This is a genomic window from Sphingomonas sp. MMS24-J45 (assembly GCF_044881195.1).
GTDB lineage: Bacteria > Pseudomonadota > Alphaproteobacteria > Sphingomonadales > Sphingomonadaceae > Sphingomonas.
The window spans coordinates 222,999-245,467 of record NZ_CP173255.1 but is presented as its reverse complement, the minus strand read 5'-3'; the positions used below and the strand labels follow the sequence as shown (position 1 = coordinate 245,467).

Here is a 22,469-nt window from a genome sequence, read left to right as displayed (position 1 = left end):
ACGGCATGTCCGTCGATGTCGAGGACTGGTTTCAAGTCGGTGCCTTCGAGAAGGTGATCGCGAAGGACGATTGGGATTCGCTGCTGCCGCGGGTCGAGCGCAATACCGATGCGGTGCTCGCGCTGTTCGCCGAAACCGGCACCAAGGCGACTTTCTTTACACTTGGCTGGGTGGCGCAGCGTTATCCGGCGATGATCCGCCGGATCGTTGAGCAGGGCCATGAACTGGCGAGCCACGGTTGGGATCACGACCGCGTCTTCACGCTCGACGCCGTGCGTTTCCGCGCCGATATCGGCCGCGCTCGCAAAGCGCTGGAGGATGCCGGCGGTGTCGCCGTCACAGGCTATCGCGCGCCAAGCTTCTCGATCGATGCCCGCACGCCCTGGGCCCATGAAGTCCTCGCTGAGGAGGGCTATGCCTATTCCTCCAGCGTCGCGCCGCTGCGCCACGATCATTACGGCTGGCCCGAGGCTCCGCGCTTCGCTTTTCGCCCGCTTGCGGATGCCGATCTGATCGAAGTGCCGGTAACGGTCGCCGAACTGGGTTCGCGGCGGATGGCAACCGGGGGTGGGTTCTTCCGGCTGTTTCCGGCAGCGCTCACCGATTATGCGGTGCGGCAAGTGGCAGGGCAGGGGCAGCCCGCCATGTTCTATTTCCACCCGTGGGAGATCGACCCAGGCCAGCCCCGCGTCGCCAACGCTCCTGCCAAATCGAAACTGCGGCATTACAGCCGCTTGGGCGCGATGGCGGGCAAGTTGCGCGGGCTGCTGGCGCGGCACGATTGGGGTCGCGTGGACGCGGTCGTGCGCGATCTCCACCCGATTTCGGCGCCGGTCGCTCTCGCGGCATGACGATCCAGCCGCTCTCGGCGCTGGTCGCGGTGCGCGCCGCCGATCTGCGCGATCCGGGCGAATGCGCGCGGATCGATGCGTTCGTGCGGGCTCATCCCGAGGCGATGCCGTTCCATTTGACGGCGTGGAGCCGCGGGGTCGCGAAGGGCTGCGGCCAGACCAGCCACACGCTGCTGGCCGAACGCGCCGACGGGGTGCTCGCCGGGTTCGTGCCGCTGACCGAGGTGCGCTCGCCACTGTTCGGCCGGGCCCTTGTCTCGAACGGCTTTGCGGTAGGTGGCGGGATTTTGGCGGACAGCGATGCGGCGATCGCCGCATTGGGCGATGCCGCCTGGGCGCTGGCGCAGGGTTTGGACTGCCCAACGCTGGAGCTGCGCGGCGGGCCGCTACCGGGCGACGGCTGGCATGTCGATACCGACACCTATCTTGGCTTCACCCGCCCGCTCGCCGACAGCGACGAGGCTGAACTGCTCGCGATCCCGCGGAAGCAGCGTGCCGAGGTGCGCAAGGCGCTGGACGCCGATCTGGCGGTTACGGTCGGGCGTGGGCGCGATGACCTCAACGCGCATTACGCGGTTTACGCCGAATCGGTGCACAACCTCGGCACACCCGTGTTCCCGGCGGCGCTGTTCCGCGCGGTGCTGCAGGAATTTGGTGAATGCGCCGATATCCTCACCGTGCGGCACGAGGGGCGCGCGGTCGCCAGTGTGTTGAGCCTCTATTTCAACGGCACGGTCTACCCCTATTGGGGCGGCGGCACGCACGCCGCCCGCGCCCTTCGCGCCAATGACCGGATGTATTTCGCGCTTATGGCGCACGCGCGGGCGAAGGGCTGCACCCGCTTCGATTTCGGCCGATCCAAGGTCGGGACCGGCCCCGCCTCCTTCAAGAAGAATTGGGGATTTGAGGGCGTGCCGCTTTCCTACGGCAAGCGCGCAGCACCGGGCGAGGCGGTGCGGGAGATCAATCCGCTTGATCCGCGCTACGTGCGCAAGGTGGAGTTGTGGAAGAAGCTGCCGCTATGGGTCGCCAATCGGGTGGGGCCGCATATCTCGCGCGGCCTGGGCTGATGGGCGATATCCTGTTTCTGGGCCACCGGGTGCCCTATCCGCCCGATCGCGGCGACAAGATCCGCGGCTTTCACATCCTGAAGTTCCTTGCCGCGCGTAAACGCGTGCATCTGATCGCCTTTGCCGACGATGCGCGTGATCTGCAGCCGGCGGATGGCTTGGCCGAGGTGACCGACACGCCCGCGATCATCTGGCGCGCGAAATCGCGGGCCAAGGCGGCGGTGCAGGCGCTGCTGTCGCGCAAACCCGTGTCGCTGACCGCGTTCGACGATGTGTCACTGCGCGAGGCGGTCGAGCACACGTTGGCGTCTAACGCGATCGACACGATCTACGTCTTCTCCAGCCAAATGGCGCAATATCTGCCGGCCAACCCACGGCAGCGCATCATCATGGATTTCGTCGACATGGATTCGGCCAAATTTGCCGACTATGCCAAGCAATCGCGCGGGCCGATGGCGTGGATGATGGGCCGCGAGGCACGCTTGCTGCAACGCTACGAAAGCGCGGTCGCCGGCTCCGCCAATGCTAGCTTGTTCGTCAGCGAAGCCGAAGCGCGCCTGTTCCGCGACAAGACCGGTGCTGATCGCGTTCACGCAGTCGAGAACGGTATCGACACCGATTTCTTCGATCCTGCGGCGGCGTTCGCACCAATCGATAGCGCTGGTCCGCTGATCGTCTTCACCGGACAGATGGATTACCGCCCGAATATCGAGGCGGTGACCTGGTTCGCGGAGACGATCTTGCCGCAGGTGCAGCAACGGCACCCGAACGCGCGCTTCGCGATCGTCGGCCGCGCGCCGAGCGAGGCGGTTCAGGCCCTGGGCAAGCGAACCGGCGTGATCGTGACGGGCGAGGTTGCCGACGTACGCGGCTGGCTCGCGGCAGCGTCGGTCGTGGTCGCTCCGCTGAAGCTCGCGCGCGGGGTGCAGAACAAGGTGCTCGAGGCGATGGCGATGGCGCGGCCGGTCGTCGCATCGGTCCCCGCGGCCGAGGGCATCGACCATGCCGACACGATCCGCGTTGGCGGGACGGGTGACGACATCGCGGCGCAGGTGGTCGCGATCCTCGACGATCTGGACGGAGCCGCGCAGATGGGCCGCGATGCCCGTGCGCAAGTTCGGGCACGCTACAGTTGGGAGGCGCGGCTCGCGCCGCTCGCTGCGATCATGGGTCTTGCGGTCGCGGCACCGCAGCGCTGTGCAGTGGCATGACGCGATGACCATTCCAATGCCCGCTGCCGCCTTCGCGATCGATCCCGCCGCGCCGTCGGTTTGGCGGCGACATGCCGCGATTCTGGGCGGCGTGGCGCTACTGCTGATCGCGCTGTTCTGGCACGATGTCGCGGCGCTGACGAAAATCTGGTGGACCAGCACGACGTTCGGGCATTGCCTGTTCATTCCGCCGGTGCTTGCGTGGCTGGTGTGGCAGCGCCGCGCAGGCCTCGCGCAGCTTATCCCGGTCGCCTGGGCGCCGGGCTTGGTGTTGGTCGCGCTCGGCGGGTTTGGCTGGTTGCTCGGCGATGCAGCCGGCGTGGCGCTTGCGCGGCATCTGGGGCTGGTGCTGATGCTGCAGGGGGTGGTGGTGACGCTGCTCGGGCCGAATGTCGCCCGCGCGCTGCTGTTTCCGCTTTGCTATGCGGTGTTCCTCGTGCCGTTCGGGGAGGGGCTGGAGGAGCCGTTGCAGACCGCGACCGTCGCGATGACGATGCCGCTGCTCCATCTGTTCGGCGTACCCGCGCAGGTCGATGGCGTGCTTATCACTATTCCCAACGGTTATTTCGAGGTGGCCGAGGCGTGTTCCGGCGCGAAGTTCGTGATCGCGATGATCGCCTATGGCGTGCTCGTCGCCAACGTCTGCTTCGTCTCGTGGCGGCGGCGCGCGATTTTTATGGTTGTCGCGATCGTGGTGCCGATCCTCGCCAACGGCTTGCGGGCGTTCGGGACGATCTATGCCGCCCATCTCACCTCGGTCGAGCAAGCGACGGGCATGGACCATATCGTTTATGGCTGGGTGTTCTTCGGATTGGTGATGGCGGCGGTGATCGCGATAGGGTGGCGCTGGTTCGATCGCGCGCCCGATGCGCCGACGTTCGATCCCGCGCGGTTGCAGGTGGTGCCGAAGTTCCGTCTGGATGCGCTGATCGCAGCAGCCTTGGTGCTGGCGACGGCTGCGGCGTTCCCGGCTTGGTCGTCGGCAATTGCCGGGCGCGCGCAGGTATTGCCGGATCGGATCGCATTGCCGGAAGTTCCCGGCTGGCACCGCACCGCAACCAGCATCCGCGCGGCGTGGTCGCCCAACTATCCAAATGCCGATCATTTCCTGTTCGGGCGCTATACCGATGCGCGCGGGGAATCGGTCGATCTGGCGATCGCCGTCTATGGCAGCCAGCGTGAAGGGAAAGAGCTCGTCGCGTTCGGGGTGGGGCCGTTGCGTGAGGATGATCGCTGGGTCCGCGTGTCGGACCTGCCTGATCTCGACGGCGGATCGGCGATGCGGATCACCGCGCCCGGCCCGGTCGAGCGTCAGGTCGTGACCTGGTACCGCGCCGGCGACGTGCTGACGCACCGCCCGGCGGTGGTGAAGCTCGCGGCCCTGAAAGCCAAGCTGCTCGGTGGACCGCAGCGCGCGGTGGCGGTGCATGTCTCGGCGGAGGTGGTGCCCGGCCACGATACGCGCGCGGCGATCACGCGCTTCGTCGCAGCCCTCGGTCCGATCGAGCGGGTCGCCGATCGCGCTGCCGGAATGCCATGAGCATGGGGATGACGGATCGCACCGGGATCGGTAAGCGGGCCTGATGTGCGGCATCGCCGGTCTTTATTATCCCTCCACCCCGAAGCCGGTCGATCCCGCGCGGGTTCAGGCGATGGCGGACGCGCAGGCGCATCGCGGGCCGGATGGATCGGGTGTGTGGACCGCGCCGGGCGTAGGCTTGGGCCATCGCCGCCTATCGATTATCGACGTCGCCGGATCGCCGCAGCCGATGGCGAGTGCCGACGGTGCGCTGACGGTCACCTATAACGGTGAGATCTATAATTTCGCGGCATTGCGCGCCGAATTGCAGGCGCTGGGCGCGGTGTTCGTGACGGCGGGCGATACCGAAGTGCTGCTGCACGGCTGGGCCGCCTGGGGTCCGGCGATGCTCGATCGGTTGAACGGCATGTTCGCCTTCGCGCTGCACGATGCGCGGCGGCAATGCCTGTTCCTCGCGCGCGACCGGCTGGGCGTGAAGCCGCTGCATTATGCCGAACTGTCGGACGGCGCGGTGGCGTTCGCGTCGGAACTGAAGGGCCTGCTCGCCCACCCGTTGCTCCGCCGCGCGCCGCAGATCAGCGCGGTCGAGGATTATCTGGCGTTCGGGTACGTCCCCGACGACACCTGCCTCGTCGCGGGCGTAAAGAAACTCCCCGCCGGTCATTCGTTGTTGATCGAACGCGGCAAGGCCGTGCCTGCGCCGTCACGCTGGTGGGACGTGGATTTTAGCCGCCGCGCGACTGGCTCGGCGAAGGCGCTGGAGGAGGAACTGCTAGCGCTCCTGCGCGATGCAGTGACATCGCGCATGGTCTCGGACGTGCCGCTTGGGGCCTTCCTGTCGGGCGGCGTCGACAGTTCGGCGGTCGTCGCGTTGATGGCGGAGGCATCGCGCGGCGCGGTGCGCACCTGTACGATCGGCTTCGACGAAGCCAGCCTCGACGAACGCCGCTATGCCGATGAGATCGCCCGCCGCTTCGCCACGCAGCACCGCGAACGCATCGTCGCGGCGGATGATTTCAGCCTGATCGACACGCTCGTCCACGCGTTCGACGAGCCCTTCGCCGACGCATCGGCACTCGCCACCTACCGCGTATGCGAACTGGCGCGCGAAGATGTTACGGTCGCGCTGTCGGGCGACGGGGCGGACGAGGCGTTCGCCGGCTATCGCCGCTATAAGTTTCAGGCTGCGGAGGAACGCGTTCGCGGCCTCCTGCCCGCGTCGATCCGCCAAAATGTGTTCGGGACGCTCGGGCGCTGGTATCCCAAAGCCGATTGGGCCCCGCGCCCACTGCGCGCCAAGACCACGCTGCTGGCACTCGCCGAGGACGGGGCGGAGGGGTATGCCCGTTCGGTCGGCGTCACCACGCCAGCGCTCCGCGCGGCCCTGTTCAGCGACGCCGCCCGCAGTGCACTTGGCGGGCACCGCGCCGAGGATCGCTATCTCCGATCGATGCGTGATGCCCCCGCACGCGACGCACTCGACCGCGCACAATATGCCGATTTCCAGCACTGGCTGCCCGGCGACATCCTCACCAAGGCCGACCGCACCAGCATGGCGGTGAGCCTGGAGGCGCGCGAGCCTTTGCTTGATTATCGCCTGGTTGAATTCGCCGCGAAGCTCCCGGTCGGGATGCGCCTGCGCGGCGGGCAGGGCAAATGGCTGCTCAAGAAATCGCTGGAGCGCTATCTCCCCAAGGACATTCTCTACCGCCCCAAAATGGGCTTCGTCACGCCGATCAGCGCGTGGTTCCGTGGGCCGCTGGCCGATGAAGCGGCGGCGCTTGGGCGCTCGCGCATCTTGGGCGAATGGTTCGACGCGCGGGCAATCGACCGCCTCGCCGCCGACCACCGCGCGGGGCGGGCAGAGCATGGCCGCACGCTGTGGCAATTGGTGATGTTGGAGCGCTCTGCTGCACGCCTGTTCCGCTGATCGGCAAAGTCGTTTCGGAAGAATGCGAAAAAGATACTGATCTAGCGCAAGTCTTTCAAATTAAGGGGAACGTGCTTTAGCGTCGCCGGGTTGAGGACTTCGAATCCCATCGGAGACCTGACATGTTCATGCACAACAAGCGGCTGCAATATACCGTCCGCGTATCGGAGCCGAACCCGCATCTGGCGACGATGATGCTCGAACAATTCGGCGGAGCCGATGGTGAACTTGCGGCCGCTATGCGCTATTTCACGCAAGGTCTGGGTGAAGACGATGCGGGTCGTAAGGATTTGCTGCTCGACATCGCCACCGAGGAGCTGAGCCATCTCGAAGTGATCGGCTCGATCGTCGCGATGCTCAACAAGGGGGTGAAGGCACAGCTTTCCGAGGCCGCCAAGAACGAAGCCGAATTGTATCAGATGATCGGTGCCTCGGGCAGTTCGGCCAAGGGGGCATTATTGTTCGGTGGTGGCCCGGCACTGTGCGATTCGGCCGGTGTCCCCTGGACCGCAGCCTATGTCGATAGCCGCGGCGAGCCGACTGCCGACCTTCGCTCGAACATCGCCGCCGAGGCGCGCGCGAAAATCGTGTATGAACGACTGATCGCGATCACCGACGATCCGGGCATCAAGGACGCGCTTGGCTTCCTGATGACGCGCGAAGTGGCGCACCAGAAATCGTTCGAGAAGGCGTTGTACGCGATCGAGAACAACTTCCCGACCGGCAAGCTGCCCGCGATCGAGAAGTACGCGAACCTCTACGTCAACACCTCGCAGGGCGACGGGGATGTGGATGGCCCGTGGAATTCGGGCGAGCAGTGGGAGCGGATCGACGATCTGGAGGAGACCATGCCGATCGATGGCGGCGACGGGACGGCTTCGGTCATGCTCGAAGGCGACGATCAATTGGTCTCGCAACAGCTTGCGGCCCGCACCCTGTCCGATCGGACGAGCGACCCGCGCACCGGTGTCGATCTCGGCGCGGGGCCGGGCGCCGGCATGACCAGCGACGGCGACAAGGGTGGTGCCGCCGACATAGAGGAGGCCGTCGAAATGGCCGACGCTATGACGGTCAAATAACGTCGATCTTTCGGTCTGTTACAAGAGCGGCGGCGCGGACGAGAGTCCGCGCCGCCTTCTTTTTGCGCCCTACAGGATCGTCAGTGCGGCGTGCAGCGTGAGGGCGACAAGACACAAAGTAGATAAGGTGAAGAGCGAGAAGCGGACGATCACGCGGTTGACGGTCACCTGTACCAGGCTGTGCGCGATACGGAGCGCCACATAGGCCCAGGCGATGACCGCATTTACCCCTGACCCCTGTTCCAGCAGCGCGAGGCTGAGCGCGATCGCGTAGAAGATCGTCGGCTGTTCATGCAGGTGGTTGTAATTATCGGCCGGCCACTGATCCTTTGCCGGGATCCGGGCGCGCAGATCGGCGCCACTGCCGCCCACCAGATTGGCCGTATCGAACCCCGCCTTTCCCATCGCCGGGATGCGTTTGACGTACATCCACAGCCACATGACGAGGCTCCAGGCGACGAGTGCAACGACAGGCGCGATGATTGGGCTGTGCATGAAAATCCCCCCGGAATGGCTTCCGGGGGGATTGGTGTGTCAGTGGTCGCGCAATTGCAACCGATCAGTCGAAGCTGGCACCCCAGCGGCGCTTCACGCGGTTCTTCCAGAGGCCGCGGTGATAGGCGTCCGACGCGAGCAGCGGCATGACCGAACCGGCTTCGGCGAACACCATCTGTTCGATGCCGGTGTTGACCTTGCCCCACGATGCCGCTTCCTGCAGCGTCGAGGACGAGCAAGCCCCGTCGCGCACATCGGCGACGGTGATCTGCACCGCGTATTTGTGGACCTGAACGTCGTCATGGCCGAGGATTTCGGCGCAGACGACAGTGTCCTGGATGAAGTTCTTCGGAACGCCGCCACCGATCATGAGCAGGCCGGTGGTGCCAGCCTTGATCTTGATGTCGGTCAGCTCGCGGAAATCGGCGATTGCGTCGAGCACCATGTACGGCTTGCCCTCCTTGGCGCCGTCGACCTGGTGCTTGACCAGACCGAAGCCTGCCGAGGAATCGACGAACGCCGGGCAGAAGATCGGCACGTCATGCTCGTAAGCGAGCTTGACCAGGCTGTTTTCCTTCTTGCCGTGCTCGACGAGATACTTGCCCATCTCGCGGATGAACTCGCGGCTCGAATAGGGGCGCGGTTCGAGGCTGTTGGCGATCGCGTAGATCGTATGGTCGCAGTCCTGGAGCTGCTCTTCATCGATATACGTGTCGTAGATGCGGTCGATCAGCAGCGAGCGCAGCGTGTCGTCATCCGGCACTTCAAGCGCCTGATAATGCTTGTGGCCAAGGCCTTCGAAGAAATCCATGTCGACGATCGACGCGCCCGTCGCGACGACGCCGTCGATCATGTTGTTGCGCAGCAGCTCGGCATAGAGATCCATGCAGCCGCCCGCCGAGGTCGAGCCGGCGATGACGAGGAAGATCGAGCAATCGGGATCGGCGAGCATCTGGTTGTAGATGTCGGTCGCGCGGCCCAGGTCGCGGCTGGTGAAGCTCATCTTCTTCATCGCGTCGACGATCGGACGCGCGTCGAACTTGGTGATGTCGATATGCTCGACGGTGGTCGAGAGCAGCTCGGCCTTGCGGTTGGACATGTCGTTCATTTCTTGCGTCTCCAAAAGCACAGCCGTTCCCCGGCGAAAGGCAGGGTCCAGGGTTGCAAGCGGAGCGCTGCATAACCCTGCACCCCGGCCCGCGCCGGGGAACGGATAGTCATTGCGTATGTCTGTTACAGCGTGACGACGTTCGAAGCGACCTCTGGCAACTCGCCCTGGTACAGCGATGCCATCGGCTCGTCCGCTACGATCACCGTCTCGTCCGATCCGAAACCATTGAACGCGGTCCGCATTGCCGAGCCATAGGCCCCGAGCATCCCGATCTCGAGATAGTCGCCAGCCTGCACGTCCGCCGGCAGATAGAACGGACCCACCATATGGTCCATGTCATCGCAGGTCGGGCCGTAAAAGCTGAACGGCATGTCCTTCGACCGGCTCTCCGGCTCGCGCAGCAATTCGACCGGGAAGCGCCAGCCGAGATGCGCCGCATCGAACAACGCGCCGTAAGCACCGTCGTTGATGTACAGCTCATCGCCGCGCCGCTTTTCGACGCGCACCACGATCGAGCTATATTCGGCGCACAAGGCACGACCAGGCTCGCACCACAATTCGGACGAATAGCTGACCGGCAGCGATTCGAACGCACGGTGGATCGTCTCGAAATAGCGCTCGAGCGGGGGCGGCTCCATGCCGGGATAGGTCGAGGGGAAACCACCGCCAACGTCGATCACGTCGACCGTCACCGCCGCCTCGACGATGGCCGCGCGCACGCGCTCCATCGCATTGGCATAGGCTTCGGGCGTCATCGCCTGGCTGCCGACATGGAAGCAGATGCCGAGCGCATCCGCCGCCTGACGCGCACGGAACAGCAATTCCTTGGTCTCGCCCGGGGCCGCACCAAACTTCGACGCGAGCGAAAGCTTCGAATGCTCCGACGACACGCGAAGGCGGACGCAGAGCGTCAGATCCTCGGCATGGTTGGTCGCCTGGACGATCTTCTCCAGCTCTTCCACGCTGTCGAGCGAGAACGTCCGCACGCCATAGTCGAAATAGGCCGATGCAATCGCCTCGGGCGCCTTGACCGGATGCATGAAGCACAGCGTCGCGTCCGGCAGCGTGCTCGCGACCAGCCGCACCTCGGCGATCGAGGCGACATCGTAATGCGTGATTCCGCTATCCCACAGCACCTGCAACAGGGCAGGCGACGGGTTCGCCTTCACCGCATACATCGAACGACCCGGGAACTTCTCGGCGAAGAACCGGGCCGCACGCGATGCTGCGTGCGGACGAACCAGCGTGACCGGCTGAACCGGCCGCTGCGAAGCGATGTCGAGTACCGAAGGGGTATTCGAAGGGGTGGTCGCTAACCCCAGCGCGCGATGATGCTTGTGCAATTCAAGGGACCTCCAATGTCCGTAGACAAGTTCACGAAACACTGCCTTGCGGTTGGAAGTCCCATGGGGCAGCGGACGGGCGCAATACGGTTACGCTTTTCCATTGTAAAGCGGTTTTGGACCCTGGGGGACAGCACGTGACGATTTTAAGACAGCCCACCCGCGCCGGGGTCCGCGATGCCGCCGCAAAGGTCGCCGCGGTGGTCCCGCCAACACCGCTTTTTGTTGCTGAAATTCATGGGGTTAGCGTCGCTTTCAAAGCCGAGTGTCTGCAGCCGATGGGCGCGTTCAAATTGCGCGGGGCGTGGCACCGGCTGACCGCGATCGAAGCCGAATTGCGTGGGCGCGGCGTAGTCGCTTTCTCTTCTGGCAATCATGCGCAGGGAATCGCCTGGGCGGCCAAGCGTCTCGGGATGCCGGCGCTGATCGTGATGCCCGACGACGCACCCCGAGCAAAGCGCGAGGGCACGCTCGCGCTGGGGGCGGAGGTGGTGACCTATGACCGCGCGACCGGCAGCCGCGAGAAGATCGCGGCGGGCCTGGCCGAGGCGCGCGGCGCGGTGCTGGTGCCGAGCTTCGACGACCCTTGGGTGATCGAAGGGCAGGGGAGTGCCGGAATCGAAGCGGCGGCGCAGATGGCGGCGCTGGGGCTTGGCAGTCCCACTCGCGTGGTCACTCCATGCGGCGGCGGGGGGCTCGCGGCGGGGTTGGCGCTCGCCTTGCCCGATGCGAGCGTCACAGTGGTGGAGCCGGAGGGCTGGGACGACATGCGCCGCTCGCTCGAGGCTGGCTGGATCGAGGAGGTCGGTGATTCGCCCCCACCCACGGCGTGCGATGCGCTGCAGACCAAGCGGGTATCCGACCTGACCTTCGACGTGCTCTCGCGCCGCGGTGCGACTGGTGTGGCGGTCAGCGAGGCTGAGGTTCGCGCGGCCCAACGCTGGGCGGCGGAGTGCTTGTGGCTGGTGGTCGAGCCCGGCGGCGCGGTCGCGCTGGCGGCCTTGCTCGCGGGCAAGGTGAAGACCGAGCCGGGAATGCTGGTGCTGCTGTCGGGCGGGAATGTCGATCTGGCGGCATATGGGCAGGTGCTGGCGGGGATGGATTGATAACGGGCCATCCCTGAGGCGTTCGTTGCGAGCGAAGTCGAGAAACCTTTGACGCGCGAGGCTTCTCGACTTCGCTCGAGGCGAACGGTTAGGAGGAGATCATGTCCACCCTCGAATCCCTCGCCCCCGCCATCGCCATGCTCGCCGCATTCGCCTGCCTGATCGGCGGCGGCATGTTGATCGCCAAGCGCCAGAACACGCAAAAGGGCGTGCTGATGCTGGTGATGGCGGCGGTATTGGTCGGGAATGTGGTGATCTGGACGATGTAGCGCGGCGGCTCAGCGTTTGTGCGATCGCGCTCGGACGAAGCGGAACGGAACATCCTCGGCCTTACCCTCTTTGGTGATCCGCACCCACATCGTCAGCGCGTCGGGACCGGTCCGCTCCAGCGTCATGCCGTCGAAGAACCAGTGATCCTTCTCGACCGCGACGAGCATGAACTGCACGGCATTGCCCGTCTTGTCTTCCCACCCGGTCATGTCCGCGTTGAAATGGCGAACGCGATAGGCGAGCGATTGGCCGACCGGGACATAATCGACCAATTCTGTGAACGCGACGCCGCCCTTGCCGTCCGCCATCACGAAATGACCGGAGATTCGGCCGCCGAGCGCGGCGGAATAGGTTTCGGCAATTTCCGCACCCATCCCGGTGCCGACCCAGCTTCCCGTCAGCCATTCAAGCTGCGCGATCGATGCCGACGCTGGCGCGCTATCGCCAAGGATGCGCGTATGCTGTGCCGCCGCCGGCGTCGCCAACGCAATCAAAATGGCTGTCACGGTGCGCAGCATCGTCTTTTCTCCCCCAGGGCGGCGTGATCGCAATTGCTGCGCCGCCACCGAACTATAAGACCCTGGCACCCCCACGCAAACGCTCCGCATCCGCGCCTTTGCAACCGCGAGAGGCGCGTCTTGTGAGAATATTCGACGCCTTCGCTTGTCCCATCGCGACGTGCTGATCCGGACGATGTAGCGCTACGCTGGCACGCGGCGGCGCTCCGGCGTAAGGGCGTGCTGTCGCACCGATTTTCGGACCTCTGTTGCCCGTACACCGCCGCCTTATTCTGCCCTGGGCATGGGCTCGCCGCCGCCTTCGCTCCAGCGAAGCCGCGTTCATCCTGCTTGCCGTTCTGGTCGGCGGCGCGGCGGGGTTGGGCAGCATTGTGCTTGGCGGCGTCGCGCGCACCTTGCAGCATTGGCTGTTCGCCTTGCCGCATACCGTCCGGCTGAGCGAGGTTCCGGCAATATCGACCTTCGCATTGCTGGCTCTGCCGCTGGGCGGGGCGATGCTGGCGCTGTTTTCCTGGATCACGCGCGCCCGGCGACGGCGAATGATCGACGCGGTGGAGGCGAACGCGCTGCATGGCGGCCGGATGTCGATGGCCGACAGTCTGATCATTTCGGGGCAGACGGTCTTGTCGAACGGCTTCGGCGCGTCGGTTGGTTTGGAGGCTGCGTATGCGCAGATCGGCGGCGCGCTCGCCTCGGTGGCGGGCGGCGCGCTCCGGCTGCGGCGTGGCGATCTGCGCAATCTGGTTGGTGCCGGAGCGGGGGCCTCGATCGCCGCGGCCTTTGGCGCGCCGCTCGCGGGTGCGTTCTACGCGTTCGAGATCGTCATCGGGGCCTACACCCCCTCCGCAATCGCGCCGGTGGCGGCAGCGGCGATCACGGCGGTGTTCGTCTCGCAAGCATTCGGCATCCAGCCTTATGTCATCGAAACCGTGGCCGGAGCGCCGACCGAAACGCATCATTACCTGATTTACGCTGTCCTCGGGATCGTCTGTGCCGCGTTGGGCGTGGGGCTGATGCGCGCGGTTGCTCTGGTGGAGGCAGGAGTCCGGCTCGTGGCGCTGCCCGACTGGGCTCGTCCGGCGCTGGGCGGGCTGCTGTTGATGCCGATCGCGGCCTTGTCGCCACAAGTGCTGTCGAGCGGACACGGCGCGCTGCACATGGATCTGGCGCAGGGGATATCGCTTGCCTTCATCGCGACGGTGCTGCTGGCAAAGTGCGCAGCATCGATCGTGTCGCTCGGTTTCGGGTTTCGCGGCGGGCTGTTCTTTGCCTCGCTGTTCCTGGGTACGCTGGTCGGGCATGTGTTCGCAGGGCTGTTCAACGCGGCGGCCGGTTTCGTCGCGGTCGATCCGCACAATGCGGCGCTGGTCGGGATGGCGGCGCTGGCGGTGGCGATCGTCGGCGCGCCGATGACGATGGCGATGCTGGTGCTGGAGGCGACGCACGATTTCTCGCTGACCGGCGCTGTGCTCGCGGCGTCGCTCGTCTCGTCGACCGTGGTGCGCGAGACGTTCGGTTACAGTTTCTCGACCTGGCGGCTGCATCTGCGCGGTGAGACGATCAAGAGTGCGCGCGATGTCGGTTGGGTGCGCAGCCTGACCGCCGGGCGAATGATGCGGCGTGAAACGCGGGCGACCCCGGCATCGACCCCGATTGCGACGTTCCGGCGGGCGTTTCCGCTGGGCGCCACCAGCCGGGTGATCCTGATCGACGATGCCGGTCGCTATGCCGGGATCGCGCAGACGCCGAGCGCTTATGTCGAGGGGCTCGATCCGGCAGCACCGATTGGCGAGATCGCGATCAATCAGGACGCGGCACTGGCACCAGACATGGACATTGCCGCGGTGATGAAGCGTTTCGACGCATCGGGTGCCGACGAACTCGCCGTGCTCGATGGCGACCGGCAGGTTCTCGGTATCTTGTCCGAGTCGTTCGTTCGCCGCCGCTATGCCGAAGAACTGGACAAGGCGCAGCGCGACTTGTTCGGCGAGGGGTGAGGGAGGGGCCGCCGTGCCGCGGCCCCTGCACCTCAGCGGATCGGGCTGTTGGGGTCGAGCCGCATGTCAAGATACTTGTCCACCGACCCCATAAGCTGCGGCATTTCGTGTTCGAAGAAATGGTTCGCCTTGGGGATCGTGTCGTGGTGGATCGTGATGTGCTTCTGCGTGCGCAGCTTGTCGACCAGCTTCTGCGTTGCGAGCGGGGGCGAGACTTCGTCATTCTCAGCCTGGATGATGATGCCGCTCGCCGGGCAGGGCGCCAGGAAGGTGAAGTCGTACATGTTGGCGGGCGGCGCAACCGAGATGAAGCCGCGGATTTCCGGGCGGCGCATCAGAAGTTGCATGCCGATCCACGCGCCGAAGCTGACGCCGGCGATCCAGGTGGTCGAGGCTTCGGGGTGGAAGCTCTGCACCCAATCGAGCGCGCTGGCAGCGTCCGACAGTTCGCCCACGCCATTGTCGAAGGTGCCCTGGCTCTTGCCGACGCCGCGGAAATTGAAGCGCAGCACGGCGAAGCCGCGCCGCTGGAAGGTCTTGTAGAGCTCCATCACGATGTGGTTGTTCATCGTGCCACCGGCCTGCGGATGCGGATGCAGGATCATCGCAACCGGAGCGCGGGGGCGCGGGGCGGGGATGAAACGGCCTTCGAGACGGCCGTCGGGACCGGGGAAAATCACTTCTGGCATCGGACCTGCTGACTTAAATGAGCGCGCGGGCCAAGATATTTGGGCGCGGGAGGCTCGGCGCTATATAGGCAGACCGCTCCTTTTCGCAATCATTCCGGAATTGACCCGCTTTTGACCGATCAAACCGAATCTCGGCTCTATCTCGATCATGCGGCGACTACGCCGATGCTGCCCGCTGCGATGGCGGCGGTGGCGGAGGGGGCGCAGGGTTGGGCCAACCCGTCATCCCCCCATGCCGAGGGCCGCGCCGCGCGCGCCGCGCTGGAAGGGGCGCGGGCGCGGATTGCGGCAGCTTATGACTGGGTAGGGGAGACGATCCTGACGAGCGGCGCGAGCGAGGCGCTGGGGATCGCACTCGGGCGGAGCGTTGCAACGCGACGGCTGATTTCGGCGGTCGAGCATGACGCGGTGATTCGCGCGGCGGCCCCCACGGCAGACGTGCTGCGCGTCGGCAGCGACGGACTGGTAGATCCGACGAACCTCGAACGCGTGCTCGCGGGACAGCCGACCCTGGTCGCGGTGCAATGGTGCAACAGCGAGACCGGCGTGCGCCAGCCGATCGCCGCGATCGCCGCAATCGTCCATTCGGCGGGCGGCCTGTTGCTCGTCGATGCCGCGCAAATGCCGACGGGAGGCGACCCTGATCTTGCGTCGCTGGCCGATTTCATTGCGATCTCCGCGCACAAGCGCGGCGGGCCGCCCGGCGTTGGTGCGCTGCTGGTGCGCGACGTGGGGACGCTTAGCCCGACCGGCGGACAGGAGCGCGGCTATCGCGCCGGGACCGAGAATTTGCCCGGTGCCCTTGGGTTCGCGGCCGCGCTGGCCGAGCCCGAGGATGTCGCCGCGATGGTGCCGCTGCGCGCGAAACTCGACGATGCGATCGTGCGGTCGGGCGGGCAGATCGTCGCATCCACCGCCCCGCGCCATCCGGCGATCGGGTCGTACCGGATGGTCGGCCTCGCCGCCGCGACGCAGCTTATCCGCTTCGACATGGCGGGAATTGCGGTCTCGGCGGGCAGCGCCTGCTCCTCGGGCAGCATGAAGCCGAGCCATGTGCTCGGCGCGATGGGCTGGGGCGTTGAGGCCTCGCGCGAAGTCGTCCGCGTCAGTTTTGGGCGCAGTACGACCGAGGCTGATGTCGACCGCTTCATCAAGGAATGGCGCACGATCTCGCGCTCGGCGCGGGCGTTTGCCGCGTGATCTACCTGGATTATCAGGCGACCACCCCGCTCGCGCCGGAAGCGCTCGATGTAATGCTGCCGTGGCTGCGCGACGGCTATGCCAACCCGCATTCGGCGCACGCGGCGGGGCGCAAGGCGAAGGCGGCGGTGGAGTTTGCGCGCGGTCAGGTTGCCGCGCTGCTGCCGCCTGGCGGGCGCGTCGTCTTCACTAGCGGCGCGACCGAGGCGCTCAACTGGGCGATCAAAGGCACCGGCGGCGAGATGGTGACGCTCGCGACTGAACATGCGGCGGTGCTTGATACGGTGCGGTCGGAGAGCCGCGCGGGGCGCAATCAAACTGTCCTGTCGGTTGAGCGGGACGGATTGGTCGACCTGTCGAAGCTGCGCGACGCGACGTGGCCCGGCACCGGGTTGGTCGCCGCGATGCTGGTCAATAACGAGATCGGCGTCGTCCAGCCGATCGCCGAGATTGCCGAAATGGCGCATCGTGCCGACGCGCTCCTTCTGTGCGATGCGGTGCAGGGTTACGGCCGCGTCGCCATCCCCACAGGATGCGACCTGATCGCCATCTCCGCGCATAAGATCTATGGGCCAAAGGGTATCGGCGCGCTGTGGATCCGCGACGGCGTGAGGCTGGAGCCGATGCTGCACGGCGGTGATCAGGAGGGCGGTCGCTCGGGCACGCTTTCGCCGGCCCTATGTGCGGGGTTCGGCCGAGCTGCGGGGGTGATGGCGGAACGGCGCGAGGACGATGCCGCACATCTCGAACGCCTCTGGACGCGCGCGATCGATCGGCTTGGACCGGGCTGGCACATCAACGGGTCGACCCGGGACCGCTATCACGGCAATCTCAACATCCGCCGCGACGGCCTCGACGTCGCGCGGCTGATGTCGGACCTGCGCGACATCGCCTTCTCCGCCGGATCGGCCTGCGCGAGCGGCTCGGGTCGCTCCAGCCACGTGCTCCGTGCAGTCGGCCTGACCGAAGCGCAGGCGCGCTCCAGCATCCGGCTCGGCTTTGGCCGATACACGACCGAACCGGAATTGACCGAAGCCATCGACCGCATCATCGCCGCCGCCGATGCGCAACAGAATTCAGGGGGAATTGCCGCATGATCCAGGTCCGTTTCATCGGTGTCGACGGCGCGCTCCGCACCGCGAGCGCCAATCCCGGCGATCGCTTGCTCGAAGTGGCCCAAGCCGATGGCCAGCCGCTGGAGGGCACATGCGAGGGGCAGATGGCCTGTTCGACCTGCCACGTCATCGTCGCGGCAGAGGATTTCGCGCGCCTTGCGCCGCCGAGCGAGGATGAGGAGGACATGCTCGATCTCGCCGCCGGGGCCACGCGGACTTCGCGGCTGGCGTGTCAGATCGTGCTGAGCGAGGCACTCGACGGACTGACGGTCCGAATTCCGGGCGAGGTGCGGAACATGCAGGGCCGCTGATCATTACGCTCCCGTGCCGCCCGGAGTGTCTTGGCGGCGCGTTTCAGGAGAGGGACTTTATGAAAATCGCCGCCTTGTTGTCCGCCGGTCTGATCGCCGCCGCCGCATTGCTTCCGGCTACCGCGAGCGCGCAGGTGAATGAGCGCCACACCCGCGTCGTCGAGCGCCACCGGACCGTTCACACTGTGCGTGATCGCTATCGCCCGCACACGCGCCGTGTCTGCACGGTGAAGTATCGCCACCACAAGCGCATCCGCACCTGCCGCACGGTCCGCCGCTAAGCGGGCTTGATCCCGCCGTCCGACACCGCCATATGCGCCGTGGGAGTCGGGCGGACGGGGTCGTCGCCAACCTGGTCAGGGCCGGAAGGCAGCAGCCACAACGATTTCGCTCCGGGTCGTTCCGGCTCCCACCGCGCCGCCAGCCAGATGCGGCGCCCCGCACACGCTGGCAAGCGCGGCCGATGGGCTAAGCCCGTTCGACGACCCGGCTTTGCCGGGTCGCTCTCCAAGCGCCCAACCCCGAAAGCCAAAGCCATCAGCAGCGTCCTAAAGACCCTGATTGTCGCTAGCCGCGACCGTCGCCGCCTGAGCGAGATCGTCGGTATCGCCTCGCGTTTCGGCCTGGGTGCTTCGCTTCTCCGCCTCGGCCTGACGCCCGAAGGCGCGATCGATCAGCAAACCGGCGAAGCCACGACGCTCGCCAAACGCACCCGCCTCGCGCTGGAAGAGCTCGGCCCCACTTTCGTCAAGCTCGGCCAGATCCTGGCGACGCGCAGCGATCTGCTGCCACCGGATTGGATCGCCGAACTCGAATTGCTGCACAGCCGCGCGCCCACGCTGCCCTTTGAGTTGCTTCGCGCGGAGGTAGAGGCGGCACTCGGCGAGCCACCCGAAACCGCCTTCGCCGCGTTCGATCCCGAACCGCTCGCCGCCGCCTCGATCGCGCAGGTCCACCGCGCAACCCTGCACGACGCCACCGCGGTGGTGCTGAAGATCCGCCGTCCGGGCATTCGCCCGCAAATGGAGGCGGACCTTCGCCTGATCGCGCATCTGGCGCATCTGGCCGAGGCGAACAGCGCCGAATTGCGCCGTTTCCGCCCGGTCGAAATGGTCCGGCAACTCGCCGAAGCGGTACTGGAGGAGCTCGATTTCACCGGCGAGGGCCGCAACGCCGACCGCTTCCGCGTCGATTTTGCGGACGAGCCGCGCATCGTGGTGCCGACGATCCACTGGGCACGGACGTCGGAAACGCTGCTGGTGATGGACTATATCGCGGGCGTCCCGCCACGCGATCGTGCCGCGCTGGAGGCGGCGGGGATCGACCCGCGCGCCATCGCCGCGCTCGGCGCGGACGTCGTGCTCGACATGGTGCTGATCAACGGGCGGTTCCACGGCGACCCGCATCCGGGCAATCTGCTGTGCCTGCCCGGCGACCGGATCGCGTTGCTCGATCTCGGGCTGATCGGGCATGTCTCGCCGCGGCGGCGAGAAGAGGTCATCGGCTTCGTCCAATCCGTCGCCACTGCCGACGCGACGCAATTGGGCGAAGTGTTGGCAACCTGGTCCGCCGGCAGCGGCGTGTCGCGCGACGTGGTGCAGGCAGCCGCGGACCGGCTGATCGTCCGGCACGGTGGCGGCACGGTGCAATTGAGCGCCCTGGTCGCCGACATGATGCCGCTGCTGCGCGATCAGGGCATGACGATGCCGCCTGATTTGCTGTTGATGTTCAAGGCTCTGGTGACGATCGACGGCGTCCTGCAGGGGATCGAGCCCGATTTCGACCTGACCGCCGCATTGCAGCGCGCGTCCTCCCGCATCCTGGCGGCGCGGCTGTCGCCCGACCATTGGGGGCCTTTGCTGCAAGCGCTCGCCTGGGAAGTCGCGAAGATCGGCGACGATGCGCCCCGTCTGGTCCGCGCGGCGATCCGGCGGCTTGATACGGCAGAGGCCGCGCCGCTGCCGGTCGATCTTCGCGCGGTCATCGCCGCTGGATCGCGTTGGGTTGCGGCGGCGATCCTGCTCGGTGCGGGCATCGTCGCGGCGGCCGTCTTGCTACGCTGAGCCGCGCGATTTCGGCGGTGGGGAGGGCTGTCCTACAGCCGCGCACCGTGTCACACTCCGGTCGCTCTTTCTGATCGTCGTCCTACGCCGAACCGGTGCAACCTTGGCCTGAACGTCCGTCGTCGACGGTATCGCACAACGCTTCATTGGTGTGACTCGTGTGACTTTACCGGCATGTGCCGCCCGCCCCATCAACCCTTCGACAATCGCCATCGTCGTCCCTAGATAGGACGCAATGTCCGACTCCTCCGATCTCCTTGGCGGCCCTGCCGACGACACCCCCGGCTTCGACCTGGGCGAGCCGCCCGCACCTGTCAAAAATGACGCCTACCGCGTCCTCGCGCGCAAATATCGGCCGCAGACCTTTGCCGAACTGATCGGGCAGGATGCGATGGTCACCACGCTCGGCAACGCGATCCGGCGCGGGCGGTTGGCGCATGCCTTTTTGATGACCGGTGTGCGGGGGGTCGGAAAGACCTCGACCGCGCGATTGCTGGCCAAGGCGCTTAACTGCATCGGGCCAGACGGGCAGGGCGGGCCGACGATCGACCCGTGCGGCGTGTGCGAGCCGTGCGTCGGCATTGCCGAGGGACGCCATATCGACGTGATCGAGATGGACGCCGCGAGCCATACCGGCGTCGATGACATGCGCGCGGTGATCGACGCCTCGCGGATGACCGCGTTCGTCGCACGCTACAAGATCTACATCATCGACGAAGTCCACATGCTGTCGAAGAACGCGTTCAACGCGCTGTTGAAGACGCTGGAGGAACCGGCCGAGGGCGTGAAGTTCGTGCTCGCCACGACGGAAGTGAACAAGGTGCCGGTAACGGTGCTGTCACGCTGCCAGCGTTTCGACCTGCGCCGCATCCCGGCGGAAAAGCTCGCCGATCATTTCGCGCGGGTGCTGGAGGCGGAGGGCGTCAGAGCCGAGCCGGAGGCGCTTGGGCTGATCGCGCGGGCGGCGGAGGGGTCGGCGCGTGACGGCCTGTCTATCCTCGATCAGGCAATCGCCCATGCCGACATGGACGGTGGCGCAGTGAGCGCGGCGGCGGTGCGTGACATGCTCGGCCTGTCCGATCGCGGTGCGATCCGCGATCTGATGGCGCTGGTTCTCGCGGGCGACGGGGTCGGCGCGCTCGCGGCGCTCCGGCGGCAATATGATCTGGGCGTCGATCCGCTCGGCGTGCTGCGCGGGCTGCTCGAAACGGTCCATGCAACCACGCTCGTCAAGCTCGGTGCGGCGGTGGAGCCGGGCCAGGCGACCGAAGAGCGTGAGGCGTTGCAGGGCTGGGCGGGGTCGCTGTCCTTCGCCGCGCTTCATCGGTTGTGGCAGTTGCTGCTCAAGGGGCACGAAGAGGTCGGCCGCGCCGCGATGCCGATCGAGGCGTGCGAGATGGCGCTGCTGCGGCTGGTCCATGCCTCGACCTTGCCCGATCCGGGCGAGCTGGCGCGGATGATCCAGAACGGTGCGCCGATGGCGATCGCCGCGCCGGTCGCACCGGTGGCGGCTCCGGCGGGGACGTCGGCCGAGGCGACTTTGCCGACCACGATCGAGGAGGTCGCCAGCCTGCTCGAGCGGACCAAGAATATCGGCCTGTCGCTGCGCATCCGGCATCACGCCAGCCTGGTCAGCTTGAGCGGCACCGATCTCGTGCTCAGCTCCGCACGGCCGCTGCCAACCGATCTGATCGGTGAGCTGGCAGCGGGGCTCAAGAATGCGACAGGGCGCAATTGGAAGATCACCACCGCCGATACACCGGGCGACCCGACGCTGCGAGAGCTCGACGCGGCGCAGTATGAGAGCTTCAAGGCGGAAATTCTGGCAAGTCCGATGGTCCGCGCGGCGCTCGACGCGTTTCCCGATGCGGAGATTGCCGACAGCGAGATCGAGAGTTTGATGAAACAGCGGAGTAAAAGCGCATGAAGAGCATCGAAGACATCATGGCGATGGCGCAGAACGTCCAGGCCGAACTGACTAAGGCGCAGGACGGGCTCGACAAGATCGAGGTCGAGGGTGCGGCCGGCGGTGGCCTGGTCAAGGTCCGCGCATCGGCCAAGGGGCGAATCATCGGGATCGACATCGACGAATCGCTGCTGCAGCCGAGCGAGAAGCAGATGATCGAGGATCTGGTCGTGGCGGCGTTCAACGATGCCAAGGCGAAGGCCGATGCCGCCTCGGGCGCGGAAATGGCGAAGATGACGAGCGGGATCCCGCTGCCCCCGGGCTTCAAGCTGCCGTTCTAAGCACAGCGCGGCAGGTTAAACGAGGTCTAGCTCCAAGCGCTTGCCCAGCGTCGTAGCGGCCCGAGCGACCGTCTCGAGCGTGACATTGTGCGTGGTCGGATCAAGGATACGGTCGAGCTGAGCCCGGCTCGTGCCCATTCGTTTTGCCATGTCCGACTTGGAGAGATGCTGATCTTGCATCTCCTGAGCGAGCTTCGACGCAAGTACGCGCTTGAACGCGCGCAACGTGACGATCTCGCGCACGCCTTCCTGCTCGAGCATGTCATTGAGCGAGACCAGCCCCCCGACGGTCTTCTTTTCCGGTGAATTTTCCGACATAAATA

22 protein-coding genes and 1 other RNA gene are annotated in these 22,469 nt (G+C 66.1%); 17 read left to right on the top strand and 6 right to left on the bottom strand.

Annotated features, from left to right (window positions below; genetic code table 11):
- Positions 1–5 precede the first annotated feature (5 nt).
- From AB5I39_RS01285 to AB5I39_RS01260, 6 genes are all read left to right on the top strand, one after another.
- Complete coding sequence (locus tag AB5I39_RS01285) at positions 6–851, top strand: XrtA system polysaccharide deacetylase (RefSeq protein WP_404370132.1); 846 nt, start codon at positions 6–8, stop codon at positions 849–851.
- A complete protein-coding gene (locus AB5I39_RS01280) occupies positions 848–1,921 on the top strand; it encodes a FemAB family XrtA/PEP-CTERM system-associated protein (RefSeq protein ID WP_404370130.1) in 1,074 nt (357 codons plus the stop codon). Before AB5I39_RS01285 ends, AB5I39_RS01280 begins: the two co-directional genes overlap by 4 nt.
- The gene (locus AB5I39_RS01275) at positions 1,921–3,132 is read left to right on the top strand and encodes a TIGR03087 family PEP-CTERM/XrtA system glycosyltransferase (protein ID WP_404370128.1); all 1,212 of its coding nucleotides are present in this window, start codon (positions 1,921–1,923) and stop codon (positions 3,130–3,132) included. The genes AB5I39_RS01280 and AB5I39_RS01275 overlap by 1 nt, the downstream gene beginning before the upstream one ends.
- A gap of 4 nt (positions 3,133–3,136) precedes the next feature.
- Positions 3,137–4,672, top strand: coding sequence for an exosortase A (gene xrtA / locus AB5I39_RS01270; protein ID WP_404370126.1), 1,536 nt, complete (start codon positions 3,137–3,139; stop codon positions 4,670–4,672).
- A 43-nt stretch (positions 4,673–4,715) separates the two neighbouring features.
- Positions 4,716–6,602 (top strand): XrtA/PEP-CTERM system amidotransferase, encoded by a 1,887-nt coding sequence (locus AB5I39_RS01265; RefSeq protein ID WP_404370124.1) that lies wholly within the window; start codon positions 4,716–4,718, stop codon positions 6,600–6,602.
- A 122-nt stretch (positions 6,603–6,724) separates the two neighbouring features.
- Positions 6,725–7,681, top strand: a complete 957-nt coding sequence (locus AB5I39_RS01260; RefSeq protein ID WP_404370123.1) for a manganese catalase family protein — start codon at positions 6,725–6,727, stop codon at positions 7,679–7,681.
- Between the two features lie 69 nt (positions 7,682–7,750).
- On the opposite strand, the gene AB5I39_RS01255 is transcribed toward AB5I39_RS01260, so the two are convergent.
- The 3 genes from AB5I39_RS01255 to AB5I39_RS01245 all read right to left on the bottom strand — a co-directional run bounded on the left by AB5I39_RS01255 (position 7,751) and on the right by AB5I39_RS01245 (position 10,630).
- Positions 7,751–8,176, bottom strand: coding sequence for an MAPEG family protein (locus AB5I39_RS01255; RefSeq protein WP_404370121.1), 426 nt, complete (start codon positions 8,174–8,176; stop codon positions 7,751–7,753).
- Positions 8,177–8,240: 64 nt separating this feature from the next.
- Positions 8,241–9,284, bottom strand: coding sequence for a deoxyhypusine synthase (locus AB5I39_RS01250; RefSeq protein ID WP_404370120.1), 1,044 nt, complete (start codon positions 9,282–9,284; stop codon positions 8,241–8,243).
- Positions 9,285–9,409: 125 nt separating this feature from the next.
- A complete protein-coding gene (locus tag AB5I39_RS01245; protein WP_404370118.1) occupies positions 9,410–10,630 on the bottom strand; it encodes a type III PLP-dependent enzyme in 1,221 nt (406 codons plus the stop codon).
- Positions 10,631–10,767: 137 nt separating this feature from the next.
- Between AB5I39_RS01245 and AB5I39_RS01240 the strand changes: the two genes are divergently transcribed.
- Both AB5I39_RS01240 and AB5I39_RS01235 read left to right on the top strand, forming a co-directional pair.
- Positions 10,768–11,736 (top strand): threonine/serine dehydratase, encoded by a 969-nt coding sequence (locus AB5I39_RS01240; protein WP_404370116.1) that lies wholly within the window; start codon positions 10,768–10,770, stop codon positions 11,734–11,736.
- 101 nt (positions 11,737–11,837) lie between these two features.
- Positions 11,838–12,005, top strand: coding sequence for a hypothetical protein (locus AB5I39_RS01235; protein ID WP_404370114.1), 168 nt, complete (start codon positions 11,838–11,840; stop codon positions 12,003–12,005).
- 9 nt (positions 12,006–12,014) lie between these two features.
- Here the strand turns inward: AB5I39_RS01235 and AB5I39_RS01230 are convergent, their stop codons facing one another.
- Positions 12,015–12,524: a DUF6265 family protein gene (locus AB5I39_RS01230; RefSeq protein ID WP_404370112.1), complete on the bottom strand. Its 510-nt coding sequence runs from the start codon at positions 12,522–12,524 to the stop codon at positions 12,015–12,017.
- 248 nt (positions 12,525–12,772) lie between these two features.
- Between AB5I39_RS01230 and AB5I39_RS01225 the strand changes: the two genes are divergently transcribed.
- Positions 12,773–14,521, top strand: a complete 1,749-nt coding sequence (locus AB5I39_RS01225) for a chloride channel protein (RefSeq protein WP_404370111.1) — start codon at positions 12,773–12,775, stop codon at positions 14,519–14,521.
- A 32-nt stretch (positions 14,522–14,553) separates the two neighbouring features.
- Here AB5I39_RS01225 and AB5I39_RS01220 read toward each other — a convergent pair whose 3' ends face one another.
- A complete protein-coding gene (locus tag AB5I39_RS01220) occupies positions 14,554–15,210 on the bottom strand; it encodes an alpha/beta hydrolase (protein WP_404370109.1) in 657 nt (218 codons plus the stop codon).
- A 111-nt stretch (positions 15,211–15,321) separates the two neighbouring features.
- Between AB5I39_RS01220 and AB5I39_RS01215 the strand changes: the two genes are divergently transcribed.
- The 8 genes from AB5I39_RS01215 (at position 15,322) to AB5I39_RS01180 (ending at position 22,146) form a co-directional block, all read left to right on the top strand.
- Positions 15,322–16,410: a cysteine desulfurase family protein gene (locus tag AB5I39_RS01215; protein ID WP_404370107.1), complete on the top strand. Its 1,089-nt coding sequence runs from the start codon at positions 15,322–15,324 to the stop codon at positions 16,408–16,410.
- On the top strand, positions 16,368–17,507 hold the full coding sequence (locus AB5I39_RS01210) for a cysteine desulfurase family protein (RefSeq protein ID WP_404370105.1): 1,140 nt from the start codon (positions 16,368–16,370) through the stop codon (positions 17,505–17,507). Before AB5I39_RS01215 ends, AB5I39_RS01210 begins: the two co-directional genes overlap by 43 nt.
- Complete coding sequence (locus tag AB5I39_RS01205; RefSeq protein ID WP_404370104.1) at positions 17,504–17,836, top strand: 2Fe-2S iron-sulfur cluster-binding protein; 333 nt, start codon at positions 17,504–17,506, stop codon at positions 17,834–17,836. The genes AB5I39_RS01210 and AB5I39_RS01205 overlap by 4 nt, the downstream gene beginning before the upstream one ends.
- Positions 17,837–17,895: 59 nt before the next feature.
- The gene (locus tag AB5I39_RS01200; protein WP_404370102.1) at positions 17,896–18,117 is read left to right on the top strand and encodes a hypothetical protein; all 222 of its coding nucleotides are present in this window, start codon (positions 17,896–17,898) and stop codon (positions 18,115–18,117) included.
- A gap of 38 nt (positions 18,118–18,155) precedes the next feature.
- Positions 18,156–18,253: signal recognition particle sRNA small type (gene ffs / locus AB5I39_RS01195), an RNA gene on the top strand.
- An 11-nt stretch (positions 18,254–18,264) separates the two neighbouring features.
- Positions 18,265–19,899, top strand: a complete 1,635-nt coding sequence (locus tag AB5I39_RS01190) for an ABC1 kinase family protein (protein WP_404370100.1) — start codon at positions 18,265–18,267, stop codon at positions 19,897–19,899.
- Between the two features lie 235 nt (positions 19,900–20,134).
- A complete protein-coding gene (locus tag AB5I39_RS01185) occupies positions 20,135–21,826 on the top strand; it encodes a DNA polymerase III subunit gamma/tau (RefSeq protein WP_404370099.1) in 1,692 nt (563 codons plus the stop codon).
- Positions 21,823–22,146, top strand: a complete 324-nt coding sequence (locus AB5I39_RS01180) for a YbaB/EbfC family nucleoid-associated protein (RefSeq protein ID WP_404370097.1) — start codon at positions 21,823–21,825, stop codon at positions 22,144–22,146. Before AB5I39_RS01185 ends, AB5I39_RS01180 begins: the two co-directional genes overlap by 4 nt.
- A 15-nt stretch (positions 22,147–22,161) precedes the next feature.
- Here AB5I39_RS01180 and AB5I39_RS01175 read toward each other — a convergent pair whose 3' ends face one another.
- Positions 22,162–22,464, bottom strand: a complete 303-nt coding sequence (locus AB5I39_RS01175) for a helix-turn-helix domain-containing protein (RefSeq protein ID WP_404370095.1) — start codon at positions 22,462–22,464, stop codon at positions 22,162–22,164.
- Positions 22,465–22,469: the final 5 nt, after the last annotated feature.